Genomic DNA, 22082 nt, shown 5'->3' on the forward strand with positions numbered 1-22082 from the left:
AGGACTGCTTGGGGATCGATGGCGGCATTCGATTGCCTTCGCCGGCAAGCCGGCTCTTGCGGGTTTGATGCTGCCCATTGTAGGAGCGGGCTTGCCCGCGAAAGCACGACCTCGATCAATACAGATCCACGGGATCCACATCCAGCGACCAGCGGACCTGCCGCCCGCTGGGCATCTGTTCCAGCACCAGCAGCCAACTGCTGAGCAAACGATGCAAGGGCGCTCGGGCATTGGCCTGCAGCAGCAATTGCGCGCGATAACGTCCGGCGCGCCGCTCCATCGGAGCCGGCACCGGGCCCAATAGTTCGATGCCCCCCAGGTTCTGTTCCGCCAGCAGGCGCTCGGCCTCGCTGCAGGCTTCATCGAGGAACCCCTCGGCCTGGCCCGGTTTGTGGGCTTCGGCCCGCAGCAGCGCCAGGTGGGCGAAAGGTGGCAGGCCGGCGGCGCGGCGCTCGCTCAGGGCCTGTTCGGCGAAGGCGAAGTAGCCCTGCTCGGTCAACTGCACCAGCAACGGGTGGTCGGCGAGGTGGGTCTGGATGATCACCTTGCCCGGCTCTTCGGCCCGGCCAGCCCGCCCGGCGACCTGGACGATCAGTTGCGCCATGCGCTCGCTGGCGCGGAAGTCGCCGGAGAACAGGCCGCCATCGGCATCGAGGATCGACACCAGGGTCACCCGGGGAAAGTGATGACCCTTGGCCAGCATCTGGGTGCCCACGAGGATGCACGGCTGGCCTTTCTGGATAGTGGCGAACAGCTGGTTCATTGCATCCTTGCGCGAGGTGCTGTCGCGGTCCACCCGCAGCACCGGGTAGTCGGGAAACAAGATGCCCAGGCGCTCTTCCGCCCGCTCGGTGCCGGCGCCCACGGGGCGCAGGTCGACCTTGCCGCATTGCGGGCAATGGCGCGGAACCCGCTCCACATGGCCGCAGTGGTGGCAGCGCAGCTCGCCGGAACGCTGGTGCACGGTCATGCGGGCGTCGCAGCGCTGGCATTCGGACATCCAGCCGCAGTCGTGGCAGAGCAGGGTCGGGGCGAAGCCGCGGCGGTTGAGGAACACCAGGACCTGCTGGCCGGCGGCCAGGGTCTGGCCGATGGCTTGCTGCATGGGGCCGGAAATGCCGCTGTCCAGCGGGCGGCTCTTCACGTCCAGGCGCAGGAAACGCGGCTGCTTGGCGCCGCCAGCCCGCTCGTTCAGGCGCAGCAGGCCGTAGCGGCCGGTGTAGGCGTTGTGCAGGCTTTCCAGGGACGGCGTGGCCGAGCCCAGGACGATGGGAATGTTTTCCTGGCGCGCACGCACCAAAGCCAGGTCGCGGGCGTGGTAACGCAGGCCTTCCTGCTGTTTATAGGACCCGTCGTGCTCCTCATCGATGATGATCAGGCCGGGGTTCTTCATCGGCGTGAACAGGGCCGAGCGGGTGCCGATGATGATGTCGGCCTCGCCGTCCCGGGCAGCCAGCCAGGCGTCCAGGCGTTCGCGGTCATTGACCGCCGAGTGCAGCAGGGCGATGCGGGCGTTGAAGCGTTGCTCGAAGCGCGCCAGGGTCTGCGGGCCGAGGTTGATCTCCGGAATCAGCACCAGGGCCTGCTTGCCGGCTTCCAGGGTTTCGCGGATCAGTTGCAGGTAGACCTCGGTCTTGCCGCTGCCGGTGACCCCGGCCAGGAGAAACGCGTGATAGCTGTCGAACCCGGCGCGGATGGCTTCATAGGCGGCGCGCTGCTCGCTGTTGAGCGGCAGTTCGGGCTGGGCCAGCCAGTGTTCGTGGCGTACCCCGGGCGCGTGCTTGCGCACCTCCACCTGCACCAGGTCCTTGGCCAGCAGCAGGTCGAGGCTGTCCTTGCTCAGCATCAACTTGCTCAGCAGGGTATGGGGCACGCCGTGTGGGTGCTGGGCCAGGGTTGCCAGGGCTTCGCGCTGGCGTGGGGCGCGAGCGATGCGCGGGTCGTCGAGCCGGGCCCCGGGGGCGATCGACCAGAAGCGTTCCTGGCGGGCCTCGGCCAGCTCGCCCTGGCGCAACAGCACTGGCAATGCCCAGCTCAGGGTGTCTCCCAGGCTGTGCTGGTAGTACTGGGCGGTCCACAGGCACAGCTTGAACAGGGCCGGCGGTAGCGGAGGCGTGGGATCCAGCAGGGCCAGGGCCGGCTTGAGTTTTTCCGCCGGGACCTCGCTGTGATCCGCCACCTCCACCAGGATGCCGATCATTTCCCGGCGGCCGAATGGCACCCGCAGGCGCATGCCGGGGTGCAACTGGGCACGCAGCACCCCGGCCGGAGCACGGTAGTCGAACAGGCGGCGCAGGGGCGAGGGCAGGGCGAGGCGCAGGATGGCGTCGGGCACGCGGGACAATCTCGTTGAGCAGAGGGTAAATAGGCCCCGGAGCCTAACAGAGCAGCGGTGGAGTGTCCTGTATAAGCGTGCGTGGCCCCTGTACCTGCGGGGTCTGCCCGGGCATGGAGCAGGTTTTTCAGTTCAGGGGGTGGCAAAGCCTGGGCTGTCAAGGTTGCACCGGCTTTTTCTGATGGGCTGCACTCAGGATCGCTTGCGCGTTTGACGCGGTCTGGTAGAATTCGCGCCCTAATTCGTGCGGTATTCAACAATAGTGTTGGGTGGCGGCACGCTAGCCTGAGGAATACACCATGAAAGCCGATATCCATCCAGTATACGAAGCCATTACCGCTACCTGCAGCTGCGGTAACGTCATCGAAACTCGCTCCACCCTGGCCAAGCCTCTGAGCCTGGACGTGTGCAACGAGTGCCACCCGTTCTACACCGGCAAGCAAAAGACTCTGGACGTTGGCGGTCGTGTCGACAAGTTCAAGTCGCGCTTCGGTGCTTTCGGCGCAACGAAGAAGGCCTGAGGCTGATCGTTCTGGAAAGCCGATACCGACTTTCCTCGCTGATGAAAAAGGCGTCCCTAGTGGGCGCCTTTTTTGTGGGCGCGATTTGGCTGACAGCGGCCGAGGCGTTTTGCCCGGCGCCCAAAGGGCTGTTGCCGGCAACGGTGCTGCGGGTGGTGGATGGCGACACCCTGCACCTCAAGGATGGCCGCAGGTTACGCATGATCGGCCTCAATGCCCCGGAGCTGGCGGGCAAGGGGCGCCCTGCCGAGCCCTTCGCCGAGGCGGCGCGGCAGCGTCTGCGACAACTGGTGGCACAGAGTGGTGGGCGGGTCGGCCTGCTGCCGGGGCGTGAAAGGCAGGATCGTTACGGTCGTGTCCTGGCCCATGTCTATGGCGTCACTGGTATCAACTTCGAAGCCCGGTTGATCGCGGAAGGCTTGGCCTATCGGATTGCCGTGCTGCCAAACGTCGCCCTGGCGAGCTGCCAGAAGGCTGCCGAGAACCATGCGCGCCGAGCCGGGCTGGGGCTTTGGCGACGTTCACCTGTACTCACGGCGCAGCAGATCCATCGCACGGGCTTTGCCCTGTTCGAAGGGCGAGTGAGCAGGGTGCAGCGCAATCGTGGTGGTCTTTGGATCACATTGCAGGGGCAGGTTGTATTGCGCATTGCACCCAATGTCCTGCGGCGCTTCGATCGCCGGCTGCTCAGTGGCCTTTCGGGGCGCCGGATCGAGGCTCGCGGCTGGGTTGTCGATCGCTCGCGTCAGCCTGGCCGGCACTCTGCACATCCACGCTGGATGTTGTCCGTGACTGACCCTTCCATGCTCGGACTTATCTGATAAAGAAAAATTGTAGACATTTTTTTAATAGATTGTGAACAGTTGAAAGCCTTGTACCCCGCGGCTCTTGGCCCAAAGTCGTACGCTAGGGGCCTTGACAGGGGTGACCGGGCAGTCTTGTGGGGACTATGCGACACGAGTATCCTCGGCGGTCCGTCTGTCCAACAGCAAAAAGCGGAATGCCCACATGTCTGATTTGAAAACTGCCGCTCTCGAATACCATGCCAATCCTCGTCCAGGAAAGCTGAGTGTCGAGCTCACCAAGGCCACTGCTACCGCTCGTGATCTGGCGTTGGCCTACAGCCCCGGCGTAGCCGAGCCGGTACGCGAAATCGCTCGCGATCCGGAACTGGCCTACAAGTACACCGGCAAAGGCAACCTGGTTGCCGTCATTTCCGATGGCACCGCGATTCTCGGCCTGGGTAACCTCGGCCCACTGGCCTCCAAGCCAGTGATGGAAGGCAAGGGCGTGCTGTTCAAGCGTTTCGCCGGCATCGATGTATTCGACATCGAAGTCGACTCCGAAAGCCCGCAGGCTTTCATCGACACCGTCAAGCGCATTTCCATCACCTTCGGTGGCATCAACCTGGAAGACATCAAGGCACCCGAGTGCTTTGAGATCGAGCGCGCTCTGATCGAGCAGTGCGACATTCCGGTGTTCCACGATGACCAGCACGGCACCGCTATCGTTACCGCCGCCGGCATGATCAACGCCCTGGAAATCGCTGGCAAAACCCTGGCCGACGCCAAGATCGTCTGCCTGGGTGCCGGTGCTGCCGCCATCTCCTGCATGAAGTTGCTGGTGAGCATGGGTGCACAGATCGAAAACATTTTCATGGTCGACCGTACCGGCGTGATCCACTCCGGCCGTGATGACCTGAACCAGTACAAGGCGGTGTTCGCCCACGCCACCGACAAGCGCACCCTGGCCGACGCCCTGCAAGGCGCCGACGTGTTCGTCGGTCTGTCCGGCCCGAACCTGCTGAGTGCTGAAGGCCTGAAATCCATGGCGCCGAACCCGATCGTGTTCGCCTGCTCCAACCCTGATCCGGAAATCGCCCCGGAACTGGCGCACGCCACCCGCGACGACGTGATCATGGCTACCGGCCGTTCGGACTACCCGAACCAGGTGAACAACGTCCTGGGCTTCCCGTTCATCTTCCGTGGTGCCCTGGACGTACGCGCCAAGCGCATCAACGAAGAAATGAAGATCGCCGCGGCCAACGCCCTGCGTGACCTGGCCAAGCTGCCGGTTCCTCAGGAAGTGTGCGACGCCTACGGTGGCATCAAGCTGGAATTCGGCCGTGAGTACATCATTCCCAAGCCAATGGATGCCCGCCTGATCACCGTGATCTCCGATGCCGTGGCCAAGGCCGCCATCGAGACCGGCGTGGCTACCCTGCCGTACCCGAAGAACTACCCGCTCAAGAGCGTGGATGATGTGTTCAACGGTTAAGCGTTCGTAGCGTCATGCAAAAAGCCCCGGCTCGCGAGAACCGGGGCTTTTTTGTGGGCGCTTGTCCGCTGTAGGAGCGGCCACGCCGGCGAAGGTTGCCGCGTTCACGGCTCCCCTGGCGCTAGAACAGATCGATCGGCGCCGCTTCGTCCGCCGGCAGCGGGCTGCCTGGTACGGCGCCATTGCCCAGTTCATTGACCGAGGGCGGAGTGTCTTCGCTCTTGAACAGTTCGAAGTAGGCATTGGGCGTGCCGGGTGTGGCGGCGCGGCCGCTGACCGGGTCTACCCGCAGGCTGAGAATGCCTTCCGGCTCTGGCTGGGTGTGTGGCGGCTTGTCCTTGAGGGCGGCGCCCATGAAGCTCATCCAGATCGGCAGTGCCACGGTGCCGCCGTATTCGCGGCGCCCCAGGCTTTCCGGCTGGTCGAAACCGGTCCATACGGTGGTCACGTAGTCGGCGTTGTAGCCGGAGAACCAGGCATCCTTGGACTCGTTGGTGGTACCGGTCTTGCCCGCCAGGTCGGTACGGCCCAAGGCCAGTGCGCGGCGTCCGGTACCCAGCTTGATCACGTCCTGGAGCATGCTGTTGAGGATGTAGGTGGTACGGCCATCGATGATCCGCTCGGCAACCGCCGGGGCTTGCGTCGCTGCCGGAGCTGAGGTTTCACCGGCCACGTTGTTGATCGTGAAGTTGTGCTCAGGGGCGGCGATGCCGCTGGTGGCCGTATTGCCGGTGGGGGCGCTTGGCGGGTTGGCGCTGAACAGCAGCTCGCCGTTGCGGCTTTCGATCTTGTCGATGATGTACGGGGTGATCTTGTAGCCGCCGTTGGCAAAGGTGCTCCAGCCGGTGGCGATTTCCATCGGCGTCAGGGTTGCGGTACCCAGGGCCAGGGACAGGTTGCGCGGCAGGTCCTGCTTGTTGAAGCCGAACTTGCTGATGTAGTCGATGGTGCGGTCCACGCCCATGCTCTGCAGCAGGCGGATCGACACCAGGTTGCGCGACTTGTACAGCGCCTCGCGCATGCGGATCGGGCCGAGGAAGGTGTTGGTGTCGTTCTTCGGGCGCCAGACCTTGTCCAGGTATTCGTCGACGAACACGATAGGTGCGTCGTTCACCAGGCTGGCCGGGGTGTAGCCGTTATCCAGGGCGGCGCTATAGATGAACGGCTTGAAGCTGGAGCCGGGCTGGCGCTTGGCCTGCATCGCACGGTTGTAATTGCTCTGCTCGAAGGCGAAGCCGCCCACCAGGGCGCGGATCGCACCGTTCTGCGGGTCCAGCGTCACCAGGGCGCCCTGGGCGACCGGGATCTGGCTGAACTTCAACGAGTTGTCCGCCTGGCGCTGCACGCGGATCAGGTCGCCGACCTGGGCCACGTCCGCCGGTTGGCGCGGGACCGGGCCCATGCTGTTGGTATTGAGGAACGGCCGGGCCCATTTCATGCTGTCCCAGGCCACATGTTCTTCGCCGTTGCGGGTCAGCACCTGGAGGCCATTCTTCTCTACCAGGGTGACGATCGCCGGTTCCAGGCCGCTGATGGTCCGCTGCTTGGTCAGTTCGCTGGCCCAGGCCGCCTGGGTCTTGCCTGGCAGGCGCGATTCCGGGCCGCGATAGCCGTGGCGCTGGTCGTAGGTCATCAGGCCTTCATGGACCGCGGTGTTGGCCATTTCCTGCAGATCGCTGGGCACCGTGGTGGTGACCCGGAAACCTTCGGTGTAGGCATCGCTGCCATAGCGGCCGACCATTTCGGCCCGGGCCATCTCGGCGATGTACGGGGCGTTCACTTCCGGAGTCGGTACGTGATAGCTGGCGTTCAACGGTTCGTTGATTGCCTCGGTATAGGCCGCTTCGGTGATCTTGCCGAGCTTGTACATGCGCCCCAGGATCCAGTCGCGACGTTCCTTGCTGCGTGCCGGGTTGGCCAGGGGGTTGAAGCGCGAAGGCGCCTTGGGCAGGCCGGCGATCATCGCCATCTGCGCCAGGCTCACGTCACGGATGGACTTGCCGTAATACACCTGGGCCGCTGCCTCGATCCCGTAGGCACGGTTGCCCAGGTAGATCTTGTTGACGTACAGCTCGAGGATCTCGTCCTTGGTCAGCTGCCGTTCGATCTGCAGAGCCAGGAGGATCTCGGTGGTCTTGCGCGAGAAGCTGCGCTCGCTGGTCAGGAAGAAGTTCTTCGCCACTTGCATGGTGATGGTACTGCCGCCGGACTGGATGTGTCCGCTCTTGACCAGCTGGGTTGCGGCACGCATCAGGCTGCTGGGGTCAACCCCGTAATGGTTAGCGAAGTTGTCGTCTTCAGCACTTAGTAACGCATTGATGAAGTTGGGCGGAATGTCGGCGAAACGTATGGGGGTACGGCGCATTTCACCGAATTCAGCGATCAGTTTGCCGTCGCTGCTGTACACCCGCAGGGGAATCTGCAACTGGATGCTTCTCAGGGCCTCAACCGACGGCAAGCCGGGACTAAGATAGAGAAACGCACCGGAGAGGGCGAGGAGGAGCCCGCAGAACACCGCGACGATGGACCACCCGAAAAACTTCAGCAGACGAATCAAGGCTTTTGGATTTCCAGAGAAAGGAATGAATTAGGCGTCAGGGCATTCACGGACATCAGGGGCCGGCCCACGCAGCAGGTAAAAGCGGAAAAAAACGCTGGGCATTATAAGCATTTTCCGCCGAGAGCGTCATTTGCCCGTCTGTCAAGACGTGACCATTGAACGCAATGCAGCTTAAGCAGTCCGTAAGTCACGGATAGTCATAGGGAATTGGTCGTGCTTGGACTCTTCAGCAAAAAGCCGAGTTCCCTCATGGGGATCGATATCAATGCGACATCGGTCACGCTTCTGGCCCTGGGGCGCCAGGGGCAGGGGTACCGGGTCGAGGCCTACGCCAGGGAGCCCCTGGCGCCCAATACTGTGCTTGACCAACACATTGCCGACCCCGAGGCCCTGGCCGCGGCCCTGTCCCGCGCCTGGCTCAAGACGGGCAGCCGGCTCAAGGGGGCGGCGGTAGCGGTGGCCGGCGAGGCGGTGATCAGCAAACTGATCGAGATGCCGGCGGGCCTGCACACCGACGAACTGGAGCAGCAGGTCCGGCTGGAAGCCGGCCAGTACATTCCCTATCCCCTGGAAGACGTGGCCCTGGATTTTGAAGTGCAGGGGCCGGTGCCCGGTAATCCGCAGCGGGTTCAGGTGCTGCTGGTAGCCTGTCGCAACGAGCGGGTAGAAGCTCTGGAAACGGTATTGGGCCTGGCCGGCCTGACAGCCCGGGTGGTGGATACCCAGCCCCTGGCTCTGGAGCGCTGCCTGTTGCTGCTGGCGGCGCACCTGCCGCTGGCGACTCCTGGCGCCGTGGCGTTGCTGGATATAGGCCCGGCCCTCAGCCGTTTCAGCGTCCTGCACGGCCAGCGAGTGATCTATAACCGTGAGCAGCTTTTCGGTAGCGGGCTGCTGATGGAAGCGCTCCAGCGTCGATACGGGCTGACACTGGAGCAGGCATTGCTGGCGCAGAGCCAGGACCGTTTGCCACAGGGTTGCGCCGAAGAGTTGCTGCAACCCTTCGAGCAGGAGGTGCTGCAACAGGTCAGCCGTTCCCTGCAGCAGTTCGCCACCTCGCCTCAGCAACAGCCCCTGGTGCAACTGCTGCTGGCCGGAGACGGTAGCGGGCTGGCCGGCCTGGAGCGGCGGGTGGAGGGCGAGACAGGCATCGATACGTCGCTGGCCAATCCTTTCCGGGCCATGCCGATGGGGCCTCGAGTCGACCCCCAGGTATTGAATGAACAGGCGCCGAACCTGCTCCTGGCCTGTGGCTTGGCCCTGCGAGGGTTCGACTGATGGCGCGGATCAACCTGTTGCCCTGGCGCGAGGCCTCGCGCGAACTGAGGCGTCGGCGTTTCCTGCAGATGCTGGCGATGATGGTCGTGCTCGGGGGCGGGGTCATTCTGTTGGCCGACGCCTATATAAGCCGAGTGATCGAGCGCCAGCATTTGCGCAACCAGTATCTGGGCCAGGCGACGGCACGCCTGGATGAGCAGATCGCCAGCATCCAGGGGCTCAAGGCGCAACGACAGCAGTTGCTCGAACGCATGGGCATCATCGAAGAGCTGCAGGGCAACCGCTCCAACAGTGTGCGGATTTTTCAGCAGTTGGCCCGCAGCCTGCCTGATGGCGTGTACTTCACCGAGGTGGATCTGCAGGGGCAGAACCTTGGAATCAGCGGTGCCGCCGAGTCAAACAACAGGGTGTCCGACCTGATGCGCAATCTGCAGGCTGCCGAGGGTTTTGCTGCCCCCAGCCTGACCGAGGTGAAGAACGCGGTGGACGCCCAGCAAGGGCTGAACAACCTGTTCCGGCTGAATGTCGGGCAGACGCCCGGGCCAACCGGGGAGCTTCGGCAATGACCCCTCGACAATGGCTGGCAGAGTTGCGGCGTATCGATCTGCGGGAGCTGGAGCTGGCCAACCTGGGCTCCTGGCCCGGGCCGGCCAGGAGTCTGGTGGCGGCCCTGCTTCTGCTGCTGGTTCTGCTAGTGGGCTACGGCTTTTACCTGAGCCCGCACCTGGAGCAACTGGAGCGCCAGCGCCAGGAGGAAGCTCGTCTCAGGCAGGAGTTTGCCGGCAAGGCGCGCCAGGGAGCCAATTTGCCGCGCTACCAGGAGCAGTTGGCCGTCATACGCAACAGCTTCGACCTGCTGTTGCGTCAGTTGCCCAGCGACACCGAGGTCCCCGGCCTGCTGGAGGACATCAGTCGCGTGGGGCTGGGCAGTGGCCTGGCCTTCGAGGAAATCAGGCTGCAACCGGAGGTGGCCAGGCAGTTCTACGTCGAGTTGCCGATCCAGATTACTGTCACCGGGGCCTATCACGACCTGGCGAGCTTCGTCAGTGGCGTCGCCGGCCTGCCGCGCATCGTCACCTTGCATGATTTTCGCATTCAGCCTGTGGCGGCGGGCAATCCGGCGCTGTTGCGCATGAGCATCGAGGCGCGCACCTACAGGTACGACGCTCCGGAGCCGCACTCATGAGGCGCCTGCGCTGGGCGGTGCTTGGCTGCCTTTGTGCCGGGCTGTGGGGGTGTGGTGGCGCCGATGACGACTTTGCCGACCTGGACGCCTACATGAACCAGATGCGCCTGCAAGCGCCCGGGCCGATTGAACCAATCCCGGTAATCCGGTCTTACCCCTCGTTCACCTATGACGCCAGCGCATTGCGTAGTCCGTTCCAGCCGCCGCAAAGGCTTGACCTGGCGGCCCGTCGGCAAGGGGCCAGTGCGGTCCGGCCCGACCCGCAGCGAGCCCGGCAATACCTGGAGGGGTTCGATATCGAGCAGTTGCAAATGGTCGGGACCCTGTCCAACGCCTCCGGGAGCTTTGCCCTGTTGCGCGGCGCAGGTGGCATCCACCGCTTGCAGGTGGGCGACTACCTGGGGCGCAACGAAGGCCGGGTTGTGACCATCAGCGAATCGCAGATCGAGGTGGTGGAAATTGTTCCCGATGGAGCGGGAGCCTGGCTGGAGCGGCCGCGAACACTGGCGCTGAAAAAACACTCTTAAGTGGAATCTGGAAAATGAACAGGACTGTTTCAGCCCTCGGTGTAGCGCTATGGATAGCGCTGCTGGCACCGCTGGTCGGCGCCGCCGAGCCCAAGCCCGCTGCTCCGGGGACGGCAGCTCGGGCGCCTGCAAAGCCGCAGGCAGTGGCCGGGTCGATACGCGGCGTGGATTTTCAGCGCGGCGAGGAGGGCGAAGGCAATGTGCTGATCGACCTGTCCGACCCGCGCATCGCTGTCGATGTCCAGCGGCGCGAGGGCCGAATCGTCCTCGATTTTGCCCGTACCCAATTGCCCGAGGCGCTGCGGGTTCGCCTGGACGTCAAGGATTTCGCCACCCCGGTGCAGTACATCACTGCGGATACGGCTGCCGGGCGTACCACCGTCACCCTGGAGCCCAAGGGCGCCTTCGACTATTCCACCTTCCAGACCGACAACCGCCTGACGGTCAGTGTCCGCCCCCTGGCCGAGACCAGCAGCAGGGCGGCTGCGGCCCGACCTGCCTACAAGGGGGAAAAGCTCTCGCTGAACTTTCAGGACATCGAGGTGCGCTCGGTGCTGCAATTGATCGCCGATTTCACGGGCCTCAACCTGGTGGCCAGCGACACCGTGCAGGGCGGCATCACCCTGCGCCTGCAGAACGTGCCCTGGGATCAGGCCCTGGATCTGGTGCTACGGACCAAGGGCCTTGATTCGCGCAAGATCGGCAATGTGCTGCTGGTGGCTCCGGCGGATGAGATTGCCGCCCGCGAGCGTCAGGAGCTGGAGTCGCAGAAGCAGCTGGAGGACCTGGCGCCGTTGCGTCGGGAGCTGCTTCAGGTCAACTACGCCAAGGCGGCGGACATCGCCAAGCTGTTCCAGTCGGTGACCCGCGCCGAGGAAAAAGCCGATGAGCGTGGCTCGATCACCGTGGACGAACGCACCAACAGCATCATTGCCTACCAGAGCCAGGAGCGCCTCGACGAACTTCGGCGCATCGTCGCCCAGCTGGATGTTCCCGTGCGCCAGGTGATGATCGAAGCGCGCATCGTCGAGGCCAACGTTGACTACGACAAGAGCCTGGGCGTGCGCTGGGGCGGCTCGGTGCAGAACCAGGGCAACTGGAGCGCCAGCGGGGTGCAGAACGCTGCCAGCGGTTCCAGCGGCATCGGCGCTCCGGGCAGCGGCGGCAGCAACTCACCCTTTGTCGATCTGGGGGCTAGCGCCCATACCTCGGGCATCGGCATCGCCTACATCACCGACAACGTGCTGCTGGACCTGGAGTTGACCGCCATGGAGAAGACCGGCAACGGCGAGATCGTTTCCCAGCCCAAGGTGGTCACCTCCGACAAGGAAACCGCAAAGATCCTCAAGGGCACCGAGATCCCCTACCAGGAAGCCAGCTCCAGCGGCGCTACCTCGGTGTCCTTCAAGGAGGCGTCGCTGTCGCTTGAAGTGACGCCGCAGATCACCCCGGACAACCGCATCATCATGGAGGTCAAGGTCACCAAGGATGAGCCGGACTACCTGAACAAGGTCCAGGATGTACCGCCGATCAAGAAGAACGAGGTCAATGCCAAGGTACTGGTCAACGACGGGGCGACCATCGTCATCGGCGGGGTTTTCTCGAATACCCAGAGCAAGGTTGTAGATAAAGTGCCATTTCTTGGCGATGTGCCGTATCTTGGCCGCCTTTTCCGGCGTGACGTGGTGTCGGAGAAAAAATCCGAGCTGCTGGTATTTCTCACTCCGCGTATCATGAACAACCAGGCGATTGCTGTGAGTCGTTGATTCTGTGCGAAATTTGATTCTTGTTGGGCCGATGGGGGCTGGAAAAAGCACCATCGGTCGCTTACTGGCCAAAGAGCTGCGCCTGCCATTCAAAGATTCCGATAAGGAAATTGAACTGCGTACAGGCGCGAATATCCCGTGGATCTTCGATAAGGAAGGCGAACCGGGCTTTCGTGATCGCGAACAGGCGATGATCGCCGAGCTCTGTGGCACTGACGGCGTGGTCCTGGCCACTGGCGGTGGTGCAGTGATGCGCGAGGCCAATCGTCGGGCGCTGCACGCTGGCGGACGAGTGGTCTATCTGCACGCCTCGGTCGAGCAACAGGTGGGGCGCACCGCCCGGGACCGCAATCGTCCCCTGCTGCGCACCGCCGATCCGGCCAAGACCCTGCGCGACCTGCTGGAAATCCGCGACCCGCTTTATCGGGAAATTGCCGATCTGGTGGTGGAAACCGATGAGCGGCCGCCACGAATGGTGGTGCTGGACATACTGGAGCGCCTGCAGCAGCTGCCACCCCGTTAATGCGTCGAGCGAAATGCGCTATTCTCGGCGTCGCGCCAGACCGCCAAGGTGTGGCGCAGAGCTATCGGGCTGCGTCAGAAGACCAGACGAGGCCCATCGTCAATGCAGGGCACAATGCCTGCTTCCATCTTCACTGTGGGGACACATGCAGACACTTAAGGTCGATCTAGGCGAGCGCAGCTACCCGATTCACATTGGTGAAGGTCTGTTGGACCAGCCCGAGCTGCTGGTGCCGCATATCGCCGGGCGGCAAGCGGCGATCATTTCCAATGAGACCGTCGCGCCGCTTTACCTTGAGCGCCTGACCCGCAGCCTGGGGCAGTTCTCGGTGATCTCGGTGGTTCTGCCCGATGGCGAGGCCTACAAGAACTGGGAAACCCTGCAGTTGATCTTCGATGGCCTGCTCACTGCGCGCCACGATCGACGCACTACCATCATCGCCCTCGGTGGCGGCGTGATCGGTGATATGGCCGGCTTTGCCGCGGCCTGCTACCAGCGGGGCGTGGATTTCATCCAGATTCCTACCACCCTCCTGTCCCAGGTGGACTCTTCGGTGGGCGGCAAGACCGGTATCAACCACCCGCTGGGCAAGAACATGGTCGGCGCCTTCTACCAGCCGAACGTGGTGCTGATCGATACCACCAGCCTTAACACCCTGCCCAGCCGCGAGCTGTCGGCAGGTCTGGCGGAAGTGATCAAGTACGGCCTGATCTGCGACGAGCCCTTCCTCACCTGGCTGGAAGAGAACGTCGACCGCCTGCGGGCCCTGGACCAGCAGGCCCTGACTTACGCCATCGAGCGCTCCTGTGCGGCCAAGGCCGCGGTAGTGGGTGCCGACGAACGTGAATCGGGAGTGCGGGCCACCCTCAACCTGGGGCATACCTTCGGCCACGCCATCGAAACCCACATGGGGTACGGTGTGTGGCTGCACGGTGAGGCGGTGGCTGCTGGCACCGTAATGGCCCTGGAAATGTCCGCGCGCCTGGGCTGGATCACCAGCCAGGAGCGTGACCGCGGTATTCGCCTGTTCCAGCGCGCGGGCTTGCCGGTCATCCCGCCAGAGGAAATGAGCGAAGCGGATTTTCTCGAACACATGGCAATTGACAAGAAAGTGATCGACGGTCGTTTGCGTCTGGTGCTGTTGCGCCGCATGGGCGAAGCCGTAGTGACCGACGATTATCCGAAAGAGGTTTTACAGGCCACGCTGGGAGCGGACTACCGCGCCCTGGCTCAGCTTAAAGGTTAATAAGATCCCGATGACTAGTTTGCACGCCGACGAGGCTTTCCTCGGCCATTACCAGTTGAGCCACGATCCTTTCGCTCCCCGGGTCCCTGGCTTCAAGTTCTTTCCTGCCCAGCGCAAGCCCGTGCTGGGGCAACTGCATCACCTGGCCCGCTACAGCCAGTTGCTGCTGGTGGTCACCGGGCCTCAGGGCAGCGGCAAGACCCTGCTGCGCCAGGCGCTGGTAGCCAGTACCAACAAGCAATCGGTGCAGAGCGTGGTGGTGTCGGCCCGCGGCGCCGGCGACGCTGCCGGCGTGCTGCGCCAGGTGGCCCAGGCGCTGAACGTGGCCGAGGCTGAAATCGGCGCGATCCTCGCCCAGGTAGTGCAGCTGGCCCTGACCGGTCAGGAAGTCTATCTGCTGGTGGATGACGCCGAGCAGCTCGACGAGTCCGCCCTCGAGGCCCTGCTGGCCCTGGCGGCCGGCGCACCGGAAGGTCGTCCCCATGTGTTCCTGTTCGGCGAGTCGTCGCTGATCGCCGCACTGGACCAGCTCAATACCGAGGAAGAGCGCTTCCACGTCATCGAGTTGCAGCCTTATACCGAAGAGGAAACCCGCGAATATCTGGCCCAGCGGCTTGAAGGTGCGGGGCAGGGCATCGAACTTTTCTCCGCAGATCAGATCAGTGATATTCACGAAGGCTCCGATGGCTGGCCGGGCAACATCAACCAGGTCGCCAGGGATGCAATGATCGAAGCAATGATCGCCAGCCGCTCTGCGGTCAAGCGTCCAAGTATGGGGTTCAACATGCCGAAGAAACACGTATTGGCCATCTCCGCTGTCGTGGTGGTGGCCGTGGCCGCGGCCTGGTTGATGCCGGGCCGCAGCAAGGCTCCAACCACCGGCGCTCCGGCCAATGAGCAAGCGCAACTGCCTTTGGGGCAAACACCGACACCCAATGCCAATGGCAGCCCGTCAGTAGAGTTCGCCGGTTCGTCACAGCCAATGCCGCTGCCGTTGGTCGGCCAGTCGCAGCCCGTGATGCGCGGTCCTCTGGCCGAAGCCGCAGGGGGTATCAGTGAGGGTGACGACGGGGTACCGGTTGAAGGCTCCAGCGCCGTTCCACCGACCGTGACCACCACCGCGCCGCCTGCTGGGGCTACGGCTGGCCCGACGCCGACTCCGGCAGCGCGTCCAACCCCGGCACCGACCCAGGTGGCCACGGCCAAGCCTGCGCCTGCCGCCAAGCCGGCAGAGAAACCAGTGGCAGCCAAGCCTGCTCCGGCCAAGCCGGCCGAGAAGCCGGTCACCGTGGCCAAGGCCGCCGGTGGCAGCTGGTACGCTGGCCAGGCGCCAGGCAACTACGTGGTGCAGATCCTCGGCACCAGCTCGGAAGCCACCGCGCAGAACTTCGTCAAGGAACAGGGCGGCGAATACCGCTACTTCAAGAAAGTCCTCAACGGCAAGCCGCTGTATGTGATCACCTACGGCAACTTCGCAAGCCGCGATGCAGCGGTCAGCGCCATCAAATCCTTGCCAGCGAAGGTTCAGGCTGGTAAACCTTGGCCTCGCACTGTCGCTAGCGTTCAACAAGAACTGGCAACAACTCGCTGAAGATTCGGCGGCCTTACCCAGGCCGCCTCTCCCGGCAACCTCAAATTTCCGCATCGGCATGCTGCCTTACAGGCCGCGTGCCTTGTGGTGTCTGCGTCACAGTAGTTTTTGAGTCGCGGCAGTCAAAAGCAAAACTTTTTGACTAGCACAGCATATCGCTTTAAAACGTTCATAAATGCGACATGAATTTACGACAGATCGTCGCTAAATTTGTGGGGCTTTGTGTCGGTGTGTACAATGACCTCCCTTTTGCCCCCGCAAAGCTGGCGTACGTTCGGCGCGGAATGCAAGTGGTTGAATTGAAAAGAAATTTGCCTCTAAAAGAGGCAGCCTGGTGAGAAAGTGTCTATGAAAGCAGGTCTGTACCAACCAGATGAATTTAAGGATAACTGTGGTTTCGGCCTGATAGCCCATATGCAGGGCGAACCCAGTCATACCCTGTTGAAAACGGCCATTGAGGCCCTGACCTGCATGACCCACCGCGGTGGGATCAACGCGGACGGCAAGACCGGCGACGGTTGCGGTCTGCTGATGCAAAAGCCCGACCTGTTCCTGCGCGCAGTCGCCACGGAGCACTTCGGCATCGAGCTGCCCAAGCAATATGCGGTGGGCATGGTGTTCTTCAACCAGGACCCGGTGAAAGCCGAAGCCGCTCGCGAAAACATGAACCGCGAGATCCTCGCCGCCGGCCTGCAACTGGTGGGCTGGCGCAAAGTGCCGATCGATACCAGTGTGCTCGGGCGTCTGGCCCTGGAGCGCCTGCCACAGATCGAACAAGTATTCATCGGCGGCCAGGGCCTGAGCGACCAGGATTTCGCCATCAAGCTGTTCAGTTCCCGTCGCCGCTCCTCGGTGGCCAACGCCGCCGACACCGACCACTACATCTGCAGCTTTTCCCACAAGACCATCATCTATAAGGGCCTGATGATGCCGGCGGACCTCGCCGCCTTCTATCCGGACCTGGGTGACGAGCGCCTGCAAACCGCGATCTGCGTGTTCCACCAGCGTTTCTCTACCAACACCCTGCCGAAATGGCCGCTGGCCCAGCCATTCCGCTTCCTCGCCCACAACGGCGAGATCAACACCATCACCGGCAACCGCAACTGGGCCGTGGCCCGGCGCACCAAGTTCGCCAACGACCTGATCCCGGACCTGGAAGAGCTCGGCCCGCTGGTCAACCGTGTGGGTTCCGACTCCTCGAGCATGGACAACATGCTGGAGTTGATGGTCACCGGCGGCATCGACCTGTTCCGCGGCGTGCGCATGATCATTCCGCCCGCGTGGCAGAACGTCGAGACCATGGACGCCGACCTGCGCGCGTTCTACGAATACAACTCGATGCACATGGAGCCGTGGGACGGCCCGGCCGGCGTGGTCATGACCGACGGCCGCTACGCCGTCTGCCTGCTGGACCGCAACGGCCTGCGCCCGGCGCGCTGGGTCACCACCCAGAACGGCTTCATCACCCTGGCCTCGGAAATCGGCGTGTGGAACTACCAGCCCGAGGACGTGATCGCCAAGGGCCGGGTCGGCCCGGGCCAGATCTTTGCCGTGGACACCGAGACCGGGCAGATCCTCGACACCGACGCCATCGACAACCGTCTGAAGTCCCGTCATCCGTACAAGCAATGGCTGCGCAAGAATGCCCTGCGCATCCAGGCCACCATGGAAGACAACGACCACGGTTCGGCCTTCTACGACGTCGACCAGCTCAAGCAGTACATGAAGATGTACCAGGTCACCTTCGAAGAGCGTGACCAGGTCCTGCGTCCGCTGGGCGAGCAGGGCTACGAAGCCGTGGGCTCCATGGGCGACGACACGCCGATGGCGGTGCTGTCCCAGCGCGTGCGTACCCCTTACGACTATTTCCGCCAGCAGTTCGCCCAGGTCACCAACCCGCCGATCGACCCGCTGCGCGAAGCCATCGTCATGTCCCTGGAGATCTGCCTCGGTGCCGAGCGCAACATCTTCCAGGAGTCGCCTGAGCATGCTTCGCGAGTGATACTCAGCTCGCCAGTGATCTCCCCGGCCAAGTGGCGTTCGCTGATGAACCTCGATCGCCCGGGCTTCGAGCGCCAGGTCATCGACCTCAACTACGACGAGAGCGTCGGTCTGGAAGCGGCGATCCGCAACGTCGCCGACCAGGCTGAAGAAGCCGCGCGCGCCGGCCGCACCCAGATCGTCCTCAGCGACCGTCATATCGCGCCGGGCAAGTTGCCGATCCACGCCTCCCTGGCCACGGGCGCGGTGCACCACCGCCTGACCGAAAAAGGCCTGCGCTGCGACTCCAACATCCTCGTGGAAACCGCCACCGCCCGCGATCCGCACCACTTCGCGGTGCTGATCGGGTTCGGCGCCTCGGCGGTCTATCCGTTCCTGGCCTACGAAGTGCTGGGCGACCTGATCCGTACCGGTGAAGTGCTGGGCGACCTCTACGAGGTGTTCAAGAACTACCGCAAGGGCATCACCAAGGGCCTGTTGAAGATCCTGTCGAAGATGGGCATCTCCACCATCGCCTCTTACCGTGGCGCGCAGCTGTTCGAAGCCATCGGCTTATCCGAGGAAGTTTGCAACCTGAGCTTCCGTGGCGTGCCGAGCCGGATCAAGGGCGCACGTTTCGTCGACATCGAAGCCGAGCAGAAAGCCCTGGCGACCGAAGCCTGGAGCCCGCGCAAGCCGATCCAGCAAGGCGGCCTGCTGAAGTTCGTCCACGGCGGCGAATACCACGCCTACAACCCGGACGTGGTCAACACCCTGCAAGCCGCTGTGCAGCAGGGCGACTACGCCAAGTTCAAGGAATACACCGCGCTGGTGGACAACCGTCCGGTGTCGATGATCCGCGACCTGTTCCAGGTGAAGACCCTGGACACGCCGATGGACATCAGCGAAGTCGAGCCCCTGGAATCGATCCTCAAGCGCTTCGACTCTGCCGGTATCTCTCTCGGCGCCCTGTCGCCGGAAGCTCACGAAGCCCTGGCCGAAGCCATGAACCGCCTTGGCGCGCGTTCCAACTCCGGTGAAGGCGGTGAAGACCCGGCGCGCTACGGCACCATCAAGAGCTCGAAGATCAAGCAAGTGGCCACTGGCCGTTTCGGCGTGACCCCGGAGTACCTGGTCAACGCCGAAGTACTGCAGATCAAAGTCGCTCAGGGCGCCAAGCCCGGTGAGGGCGGCCAGCTGCCCGGTGGCAAGGTCAACGGCCTGATCGCCAAGCTGCGCTATGCAGTCCCCGGCGTGACCCTGATCTCGCCACCGCCGCACCACGACATCTATTCGATTGAAGACTTGTCGCAGCTGATCTTCGACCTCAAGCAGGTCAACCCTCAGGCCCTGGTCTCGGTGAAACTGGTGGCGGAGGCCGGCGTTGGCACCATCGCTGCCGGTGTGGCCAAAGCCTATGCCGACCTGATCACCATCTCCGGCTACGACGGCGGCACTGGCGCTTCGCCGCTGACCTCGATCAAGTACGCCGGTGCACCGTGGGAACTGGGCCTGGCGGAAACCCACCAGACCCTGCGCGGCAATGACCTGCGCGGCAAGGTCCGGGTACAGACCGACGGCGGCCTGAAAACCGGCCTCGACGTGATCAAGGCAGCCATCCTCGGCGCCGAAAGCTTCGGCTTCGGCACCGCGCCGATGATCGCCCTGGGCTGCAAATACCTGCGCATCTGCCACCTGAACAACTGCGCCACCGGCGTTGCGACGCAGAACGAGAAGCTGCGCAAGGATCACTACATCGGCACCGTCGACATGGTGGTGAATTTCTTCACCTACGTTGCCGAGGAAACCCGTGAGTGGCTGGCCAAACTCGGCGTGCGCTCCCTGGAAGAACTGATCGGTCGTACCGATCTGCTGGAAGTGCTGGAAGGCCAGACCGCCAAGCAGCACCACCTGGACCTGACCCCGTTGCTGGGCAGCGACCACATCCCGGCGGACAAACCGCAGTTCTGCCAGGTGGACCGCAACCCGCCGTTCGACAAGGGCCTGCTGGCCGAGAAAATGGTCGAGATGGCGCGTTCGGCGATCAACGACAAGAGCGGTGCCGACTTCGCCCTGGATATCTGCAACTGCGACCGTTCCATCGGTGCGCGGATCTCCGGTGAAATCGCCAAGCTCCACGGCAACCAGGGCATGGCCCAGGCGCCGATCACGTTCCGCTTCAAGGGCACTGCGGGGCAGAGCTTCGGCGTGTGGAACGCCGGTGGCCTGAACCTCTACCTGGAAGGCGATGCCAACGACTACGTGGGCAAGGGCATGACCGGCGGCAAGCTGGTCATCGTTCCGCCCAAGGGCAGCGTCTACAAGACCCAGGACAGCGCCATTATCGGCAACACCTGCCTGTACGGCGCCACCGGCGGCAAGCTGTTCGCCGCTGGCACCGCGGGTGAGCGTTTCGCCGTGCGCAACTCCGGTGCCCACACCGTGGTGGAAGGCACTGGCGATCACTGCTGCGAGTACATGACCGGTGGTTTCGTCTGCGTCCTGGGCAAGACCGGTTACAACTTCGGCTCAGGCATGACCGGCGGTTTCGCCTATGTGCTGGACCAGGACAACACCTTCGTTGACCGGGTCAACCACGAACTGGTGGAAATCCAACGGATCAGCGGCGAAGCGATGGAAGCCTATCGCAGCCACCTGCAGCGCGTGCTGAACGAGTACGTCGAGGAAACCGACAGCGAATGGGGCCGTAACCTCGCCGAGAACCTCGACGACTACCTGCGCCGTTTCTGGCTGGTCAAGCCCAAGGCTGCCAGCTTGAAGTCGTTGCTTTCCAGCACCCGTGCCAACCCGCAGTGATATGCGCCTGAAGAGTGTGATGAGGTTTTGATAATGGCTGAACGTCTGAATAACGACTTCCAGTTCATCGATGTCGGGCGCAAGGATCCGAAGAAGAAACTGTTGCGTCAACGCAAGAAAGAGTTCGTGGAAATCTACGAACCCTTCAAACCCCAGCAGTCGGCCGACCAGGCCCACCGCTGCCTGGGTTGCGGTAACCCGTACTGTGAATGGAAGTGCCCGGTGCACAACTTCATTCCCAACTGGCTCAAGCTGGTGGCCGAGGGCAACATCCTCGCCGCCGCCGAGCTGTCGCACCAGACCAACACCCTGCCGGAAGTCTGTGGCCGGGTGTGCCCGCAGGATCGCCTGTGCGAGGGTGCCTGCACCCTCAACGACGGGTTTGGCGCGGTGACCATCGGTTCGGTGGAGAAGTACATCACCGACACCGCCTTCGCCATGGGCTGGCGCCCTGACATGTCCAAGGTCAAGCCCACCGGCAAACGCGTGGCGATCATTGGCGCGGGCCCGGCAGGCCTGGGCTGTGCCGACGTGCTGGTGCGTGGCGGCGTGACCCCGGTGGTGTTCGACAAGAACCCGGAAATCGGCGGTCTGCTGACCTTCGGTATTCCCGAGTTCAAGCTGGAAAAGACCGTGCTGAGCAATCGTCGCGAAGTCTTCAGCGGCATGGGCATCGAGTTCCGCCTCAACACCGAGGTGGGCAAGGACGTGACCATGGAGCAGTTGCTCGCCGAATACGATGCGGTGTTCATGGGCATGGGCACCTACACCTACATGAAGGGCGGCTTTGCCGGTGAGGACCTGCCGGGCGTCTATGACGCGCTGGATTTCCTGATCGCCAACGTCAACCGCAACCTGGGCTTTGAAAAGTCGCCGGAAGACTTCGTCGACATGAAGGGCAAGAAGGTGGTGGTGCTGGGCGGTGGCGACACCGCGATGGACTGCAACCGCACCTCGATCCGCCAGGGCGCCAAGTCGGTGACCTGCGCCTATCGTCGTGACGAAGCCAACATGCCCGGCTCGCGCAAAGAGGTGAAGAACGCCAAGGAAGAAGGCGTGAAATTCCTCTACAACCGCCAGCCGATCGCCATCGTCGGTGAAGACCGCGTCGAAGGCGTGAAGGTGGTCGAGACCCGTCTCGGCGAGCCGGACGCCCGTGGCCGCCGCAGCCCCGAGCCGATCCCGGGCTCCGAAGAGATCATCCCGGCCGACGCCGTGGTCATCGCCTTCGGTTTCCGTCCAAGCCCGGCGCCATGGTTCGAGCAGTTCAGCATCCAGACCGACAGCCAGGGCCGCGTCGTGGCCCCGGAACAGGGCAAGTTCAAGCACCAGACCAGCAATCCGAAAATCTTTGCCGGTGGCGACATGGTGCGTGGTTCTGATCTCGTGGTGACGGCGATCTTCGAAGGGCGTAACGCCGCCGAAGGCATCCTCGACTACCTGGGCGTCTGACCCACCTTGCAGGAGCCGGCTGGCCG

Annotated in this window: 14 protein-coding genes and 1 pseudogene; 13 read left to right on the top strand and 2 right to left on the bottom strand. The window is 63.3% G+C overall.

The annotated features are described in order from the left end of the window. Positions 1-115: 115 nt before the first annotated feature. Positions 116-2335: a primosomal protein N' gene (locus tag PFLCHA0_RS02235; RefSeq protein ID WP_011058814.1), complete on the bottom strand. Its 2220-nt coding sequence runs from the start codon at positions 2333-2335 to the stop codon at positions 116-118. 299 nt (positions 2336-2634) lie between these two features. Here PFLCHA0_RS02235 and rpmE point away from each other — a divergent pair, with 299 nt between their 5' ends. The 3 genes from rpmE to PFLCHA0_RS02250 all read left to right on the top strand — a co-directional run bounded on the left by rpmE (position 2635) and on the right by PFLCHA0_RS02250 (position 5133). Then, the gene (gene rpmE / locus PFLCHA0_RS02240) at positions 2635-2856 is read left to right on the top strand and encodes a 50S ribosomal protein L31 (RefSeq protein WP_011058815.1); all 222 of its coding nucleotides are present in this window, start codon (positions 2635-2637) and stop codon (positions 2854-2856) included. A 41-nt stretch (positions 2857-2897) separates the two neighbouring features. Beyond that, on the top strand, positions 2898-3677 hold the full coding sequence (locus PFLCHA0_RS02245) for a thermonuclease family protein (protein ID WP_015633861.1): 780 nt from the start codon (positions 2898-2900) through the stop codon (positions 3675-3677). A gap of 187 nt (positions 3678-3864) precedes the next feature. After that, on the top strand, positions 3865-5133 hold the full coding sequence (locus tag PFLCHA0_RS02250) for a malic enzyme-like NAD(P)-binding protein (RefSeq protein ID WP_011058817.1): 1269 nt from the start codon (positions 3865-3867) through the stop codon (positions 5131-5133). 121 nt (positions 5134-5254) lie between these two features. On the opposite strand, the gene PFLCHA0_RS02255 is transcribed toward PFLCHA0_RS02250, so the two are convergent. Beyond that, positions 5255-7687, bottom strand: coding sequence for a penicillin-binding protein 1A (locus tag PFLCHA0_RS02255; RefSeq protein WP_373365351.1), 2433 nt, complete (start codon positions 7685-7687; stop codon positions 5255-5257). Between the two features lie 219 nt (positions 7688-7906). Here PFLCHA0_RS02255 and pilM point away from each other — a divergent pair, with 219 nt between their 5' ends. The 10 genes and pseudogenes from pilM to PFLCHA0_RS02305 all read left to right on the top strand — a co-directional run bounded on the left by pilM (position 7907) and on the right by PFLCHA0_RS02305 (position 22056). After that, positions 7907-8968 carry a type IV pilus assembly protein PilM gene (gene pilM, locus PFLCHA0_RS02260; protein ID WP_041751917.1) on the top strand — a complete coding sequence of 354 codons (1062 nt, stop codon included), beginning with the start codon at positions 7907-7909 and terminating at the stop codon, positions 8966-8968. Beyond that, entirely contained in the window at positions 8968-9534 is a 567-nt protein-coding gene (locus PFLCHA0_RS02265; RefSeq protein ID WP_015633864.1) for a PilN domain-containing protein, read from the top strand. The genes pilM and PFLCHA0_RS02265 overlap by 1 nt, the downstream gene beginning before the upstream one ends. After that, the gene (locus tag PFLCHA0_RS02270) at positions 9531-10154 is read left to right on the top strand and encodes a type IV pilus inner membrane component PilO (RefSeq protein ID WP_015633865.1); all 624 of its coding nucleotides are present in this window, start codon (positions 9531-9533) and stop codon (positions 10152-10154) included. The genes PFLCHA0_RS02265 and PFLCHA0_RS02270 overlap by 4 nt, the downstream gene beginning before the upstream one ends. Continuing rightward, positions 10151-10681: a pilus assembly protein PilP gene (locus tag PFLCHA0_RS02275; RefSeq protein ID WP_015633866.1), complete on the top strand. Its 531-nt coding sequence runs from the start codon at positions 10151-10153 to the stop codon at positions 10679-10681. Before PFLCHA0_RS02270 ends, PFLCHA0_RS02275 begins: the two co-directional genes overlap by 4 nt. A gap of 110 nt (positions 10682-10791) precedes the next feature. Continuing rightward, a pseudogene (locus PFLCHA0_RS02280) lies at positions 10792-12447 on the top strand (type IV pilus secretin PilQ); the annotation flags it as partial. A 4-nt stretch (positions 12448-12451) separates the two neighbouring features. After that, complete coding sequence (gene aroK, locus PFLCHA0_RS02285) at positions 12452-12970, top strand: shikimate kinase AroK (protein ID WP_011058824.1); 519 nt, start codon at positions 12452-12454, stop codon at positions 12968-12970. A 145-nt stretch (positions 12971-13115) separates the two neighbouring features. Beyond that, positions 13116-14216: a 3-dehydroquinate synthase gene (gene aroB / locus PFLCHA0_RS02290; RefSeq protein ID WP_015633868.1), complete on the top strand. Its 1101-nt coding sequence runs from the start codon at positions 13116-13118 to the stop codon at positions 14214-14216. 10 nt (positions 14217-14226) lie between these two features. Continuing rightward, positions 14227-15807 (top strand): SPOR domain-containing protein, encoded by a 1581-nt coding sequence (locus PFLCHA0_RS02295; protein WP_015633869.1) that lies wholly within the window; start codon positions 14227-14229, stop codon positions 15805-15807. A gap of 348 nt (positions 15808-16155) precedes the next feature. Further along, positions 16156-20604 carry a glutamate synthase large subunit gene (gltB, locus tag PFLCHA0_RS02300; protein ID WP_015633870.1) on the top strand — a complete coding sequence of 1483 codons (4449 nt, stop codon included), beginning with the start codon at positions 16156-16158 and terminating at the stop codon, positions 20602-20604. A 33-nt stretch (positions 20605-20637) separates the two neighbouring features. Then, positions 20638-22056 (top strand): FAD-dependent oxidoreductase, encoded by a 1419-nt coding sequence (locus tag PFLCHA0_RS02305; protein WP_015633871.1) that lies wholly within the window; start codon positions 20638-20640, stop codon positions 22054-22056. Positions 22057-22082: the final 26 nt, after the last annotated feature.

The sequence above is a fragment of the Pseudomonas protegens CHA0 genome, from assembly GCF_000397205.1.
Lineage (GTDB): Bacteria > Pseudomonadota > Gammaproteobacteria > Pseudomonadales > Pseudomonadaceae > Aquipseudomonas > Aquipseudomonas protegens.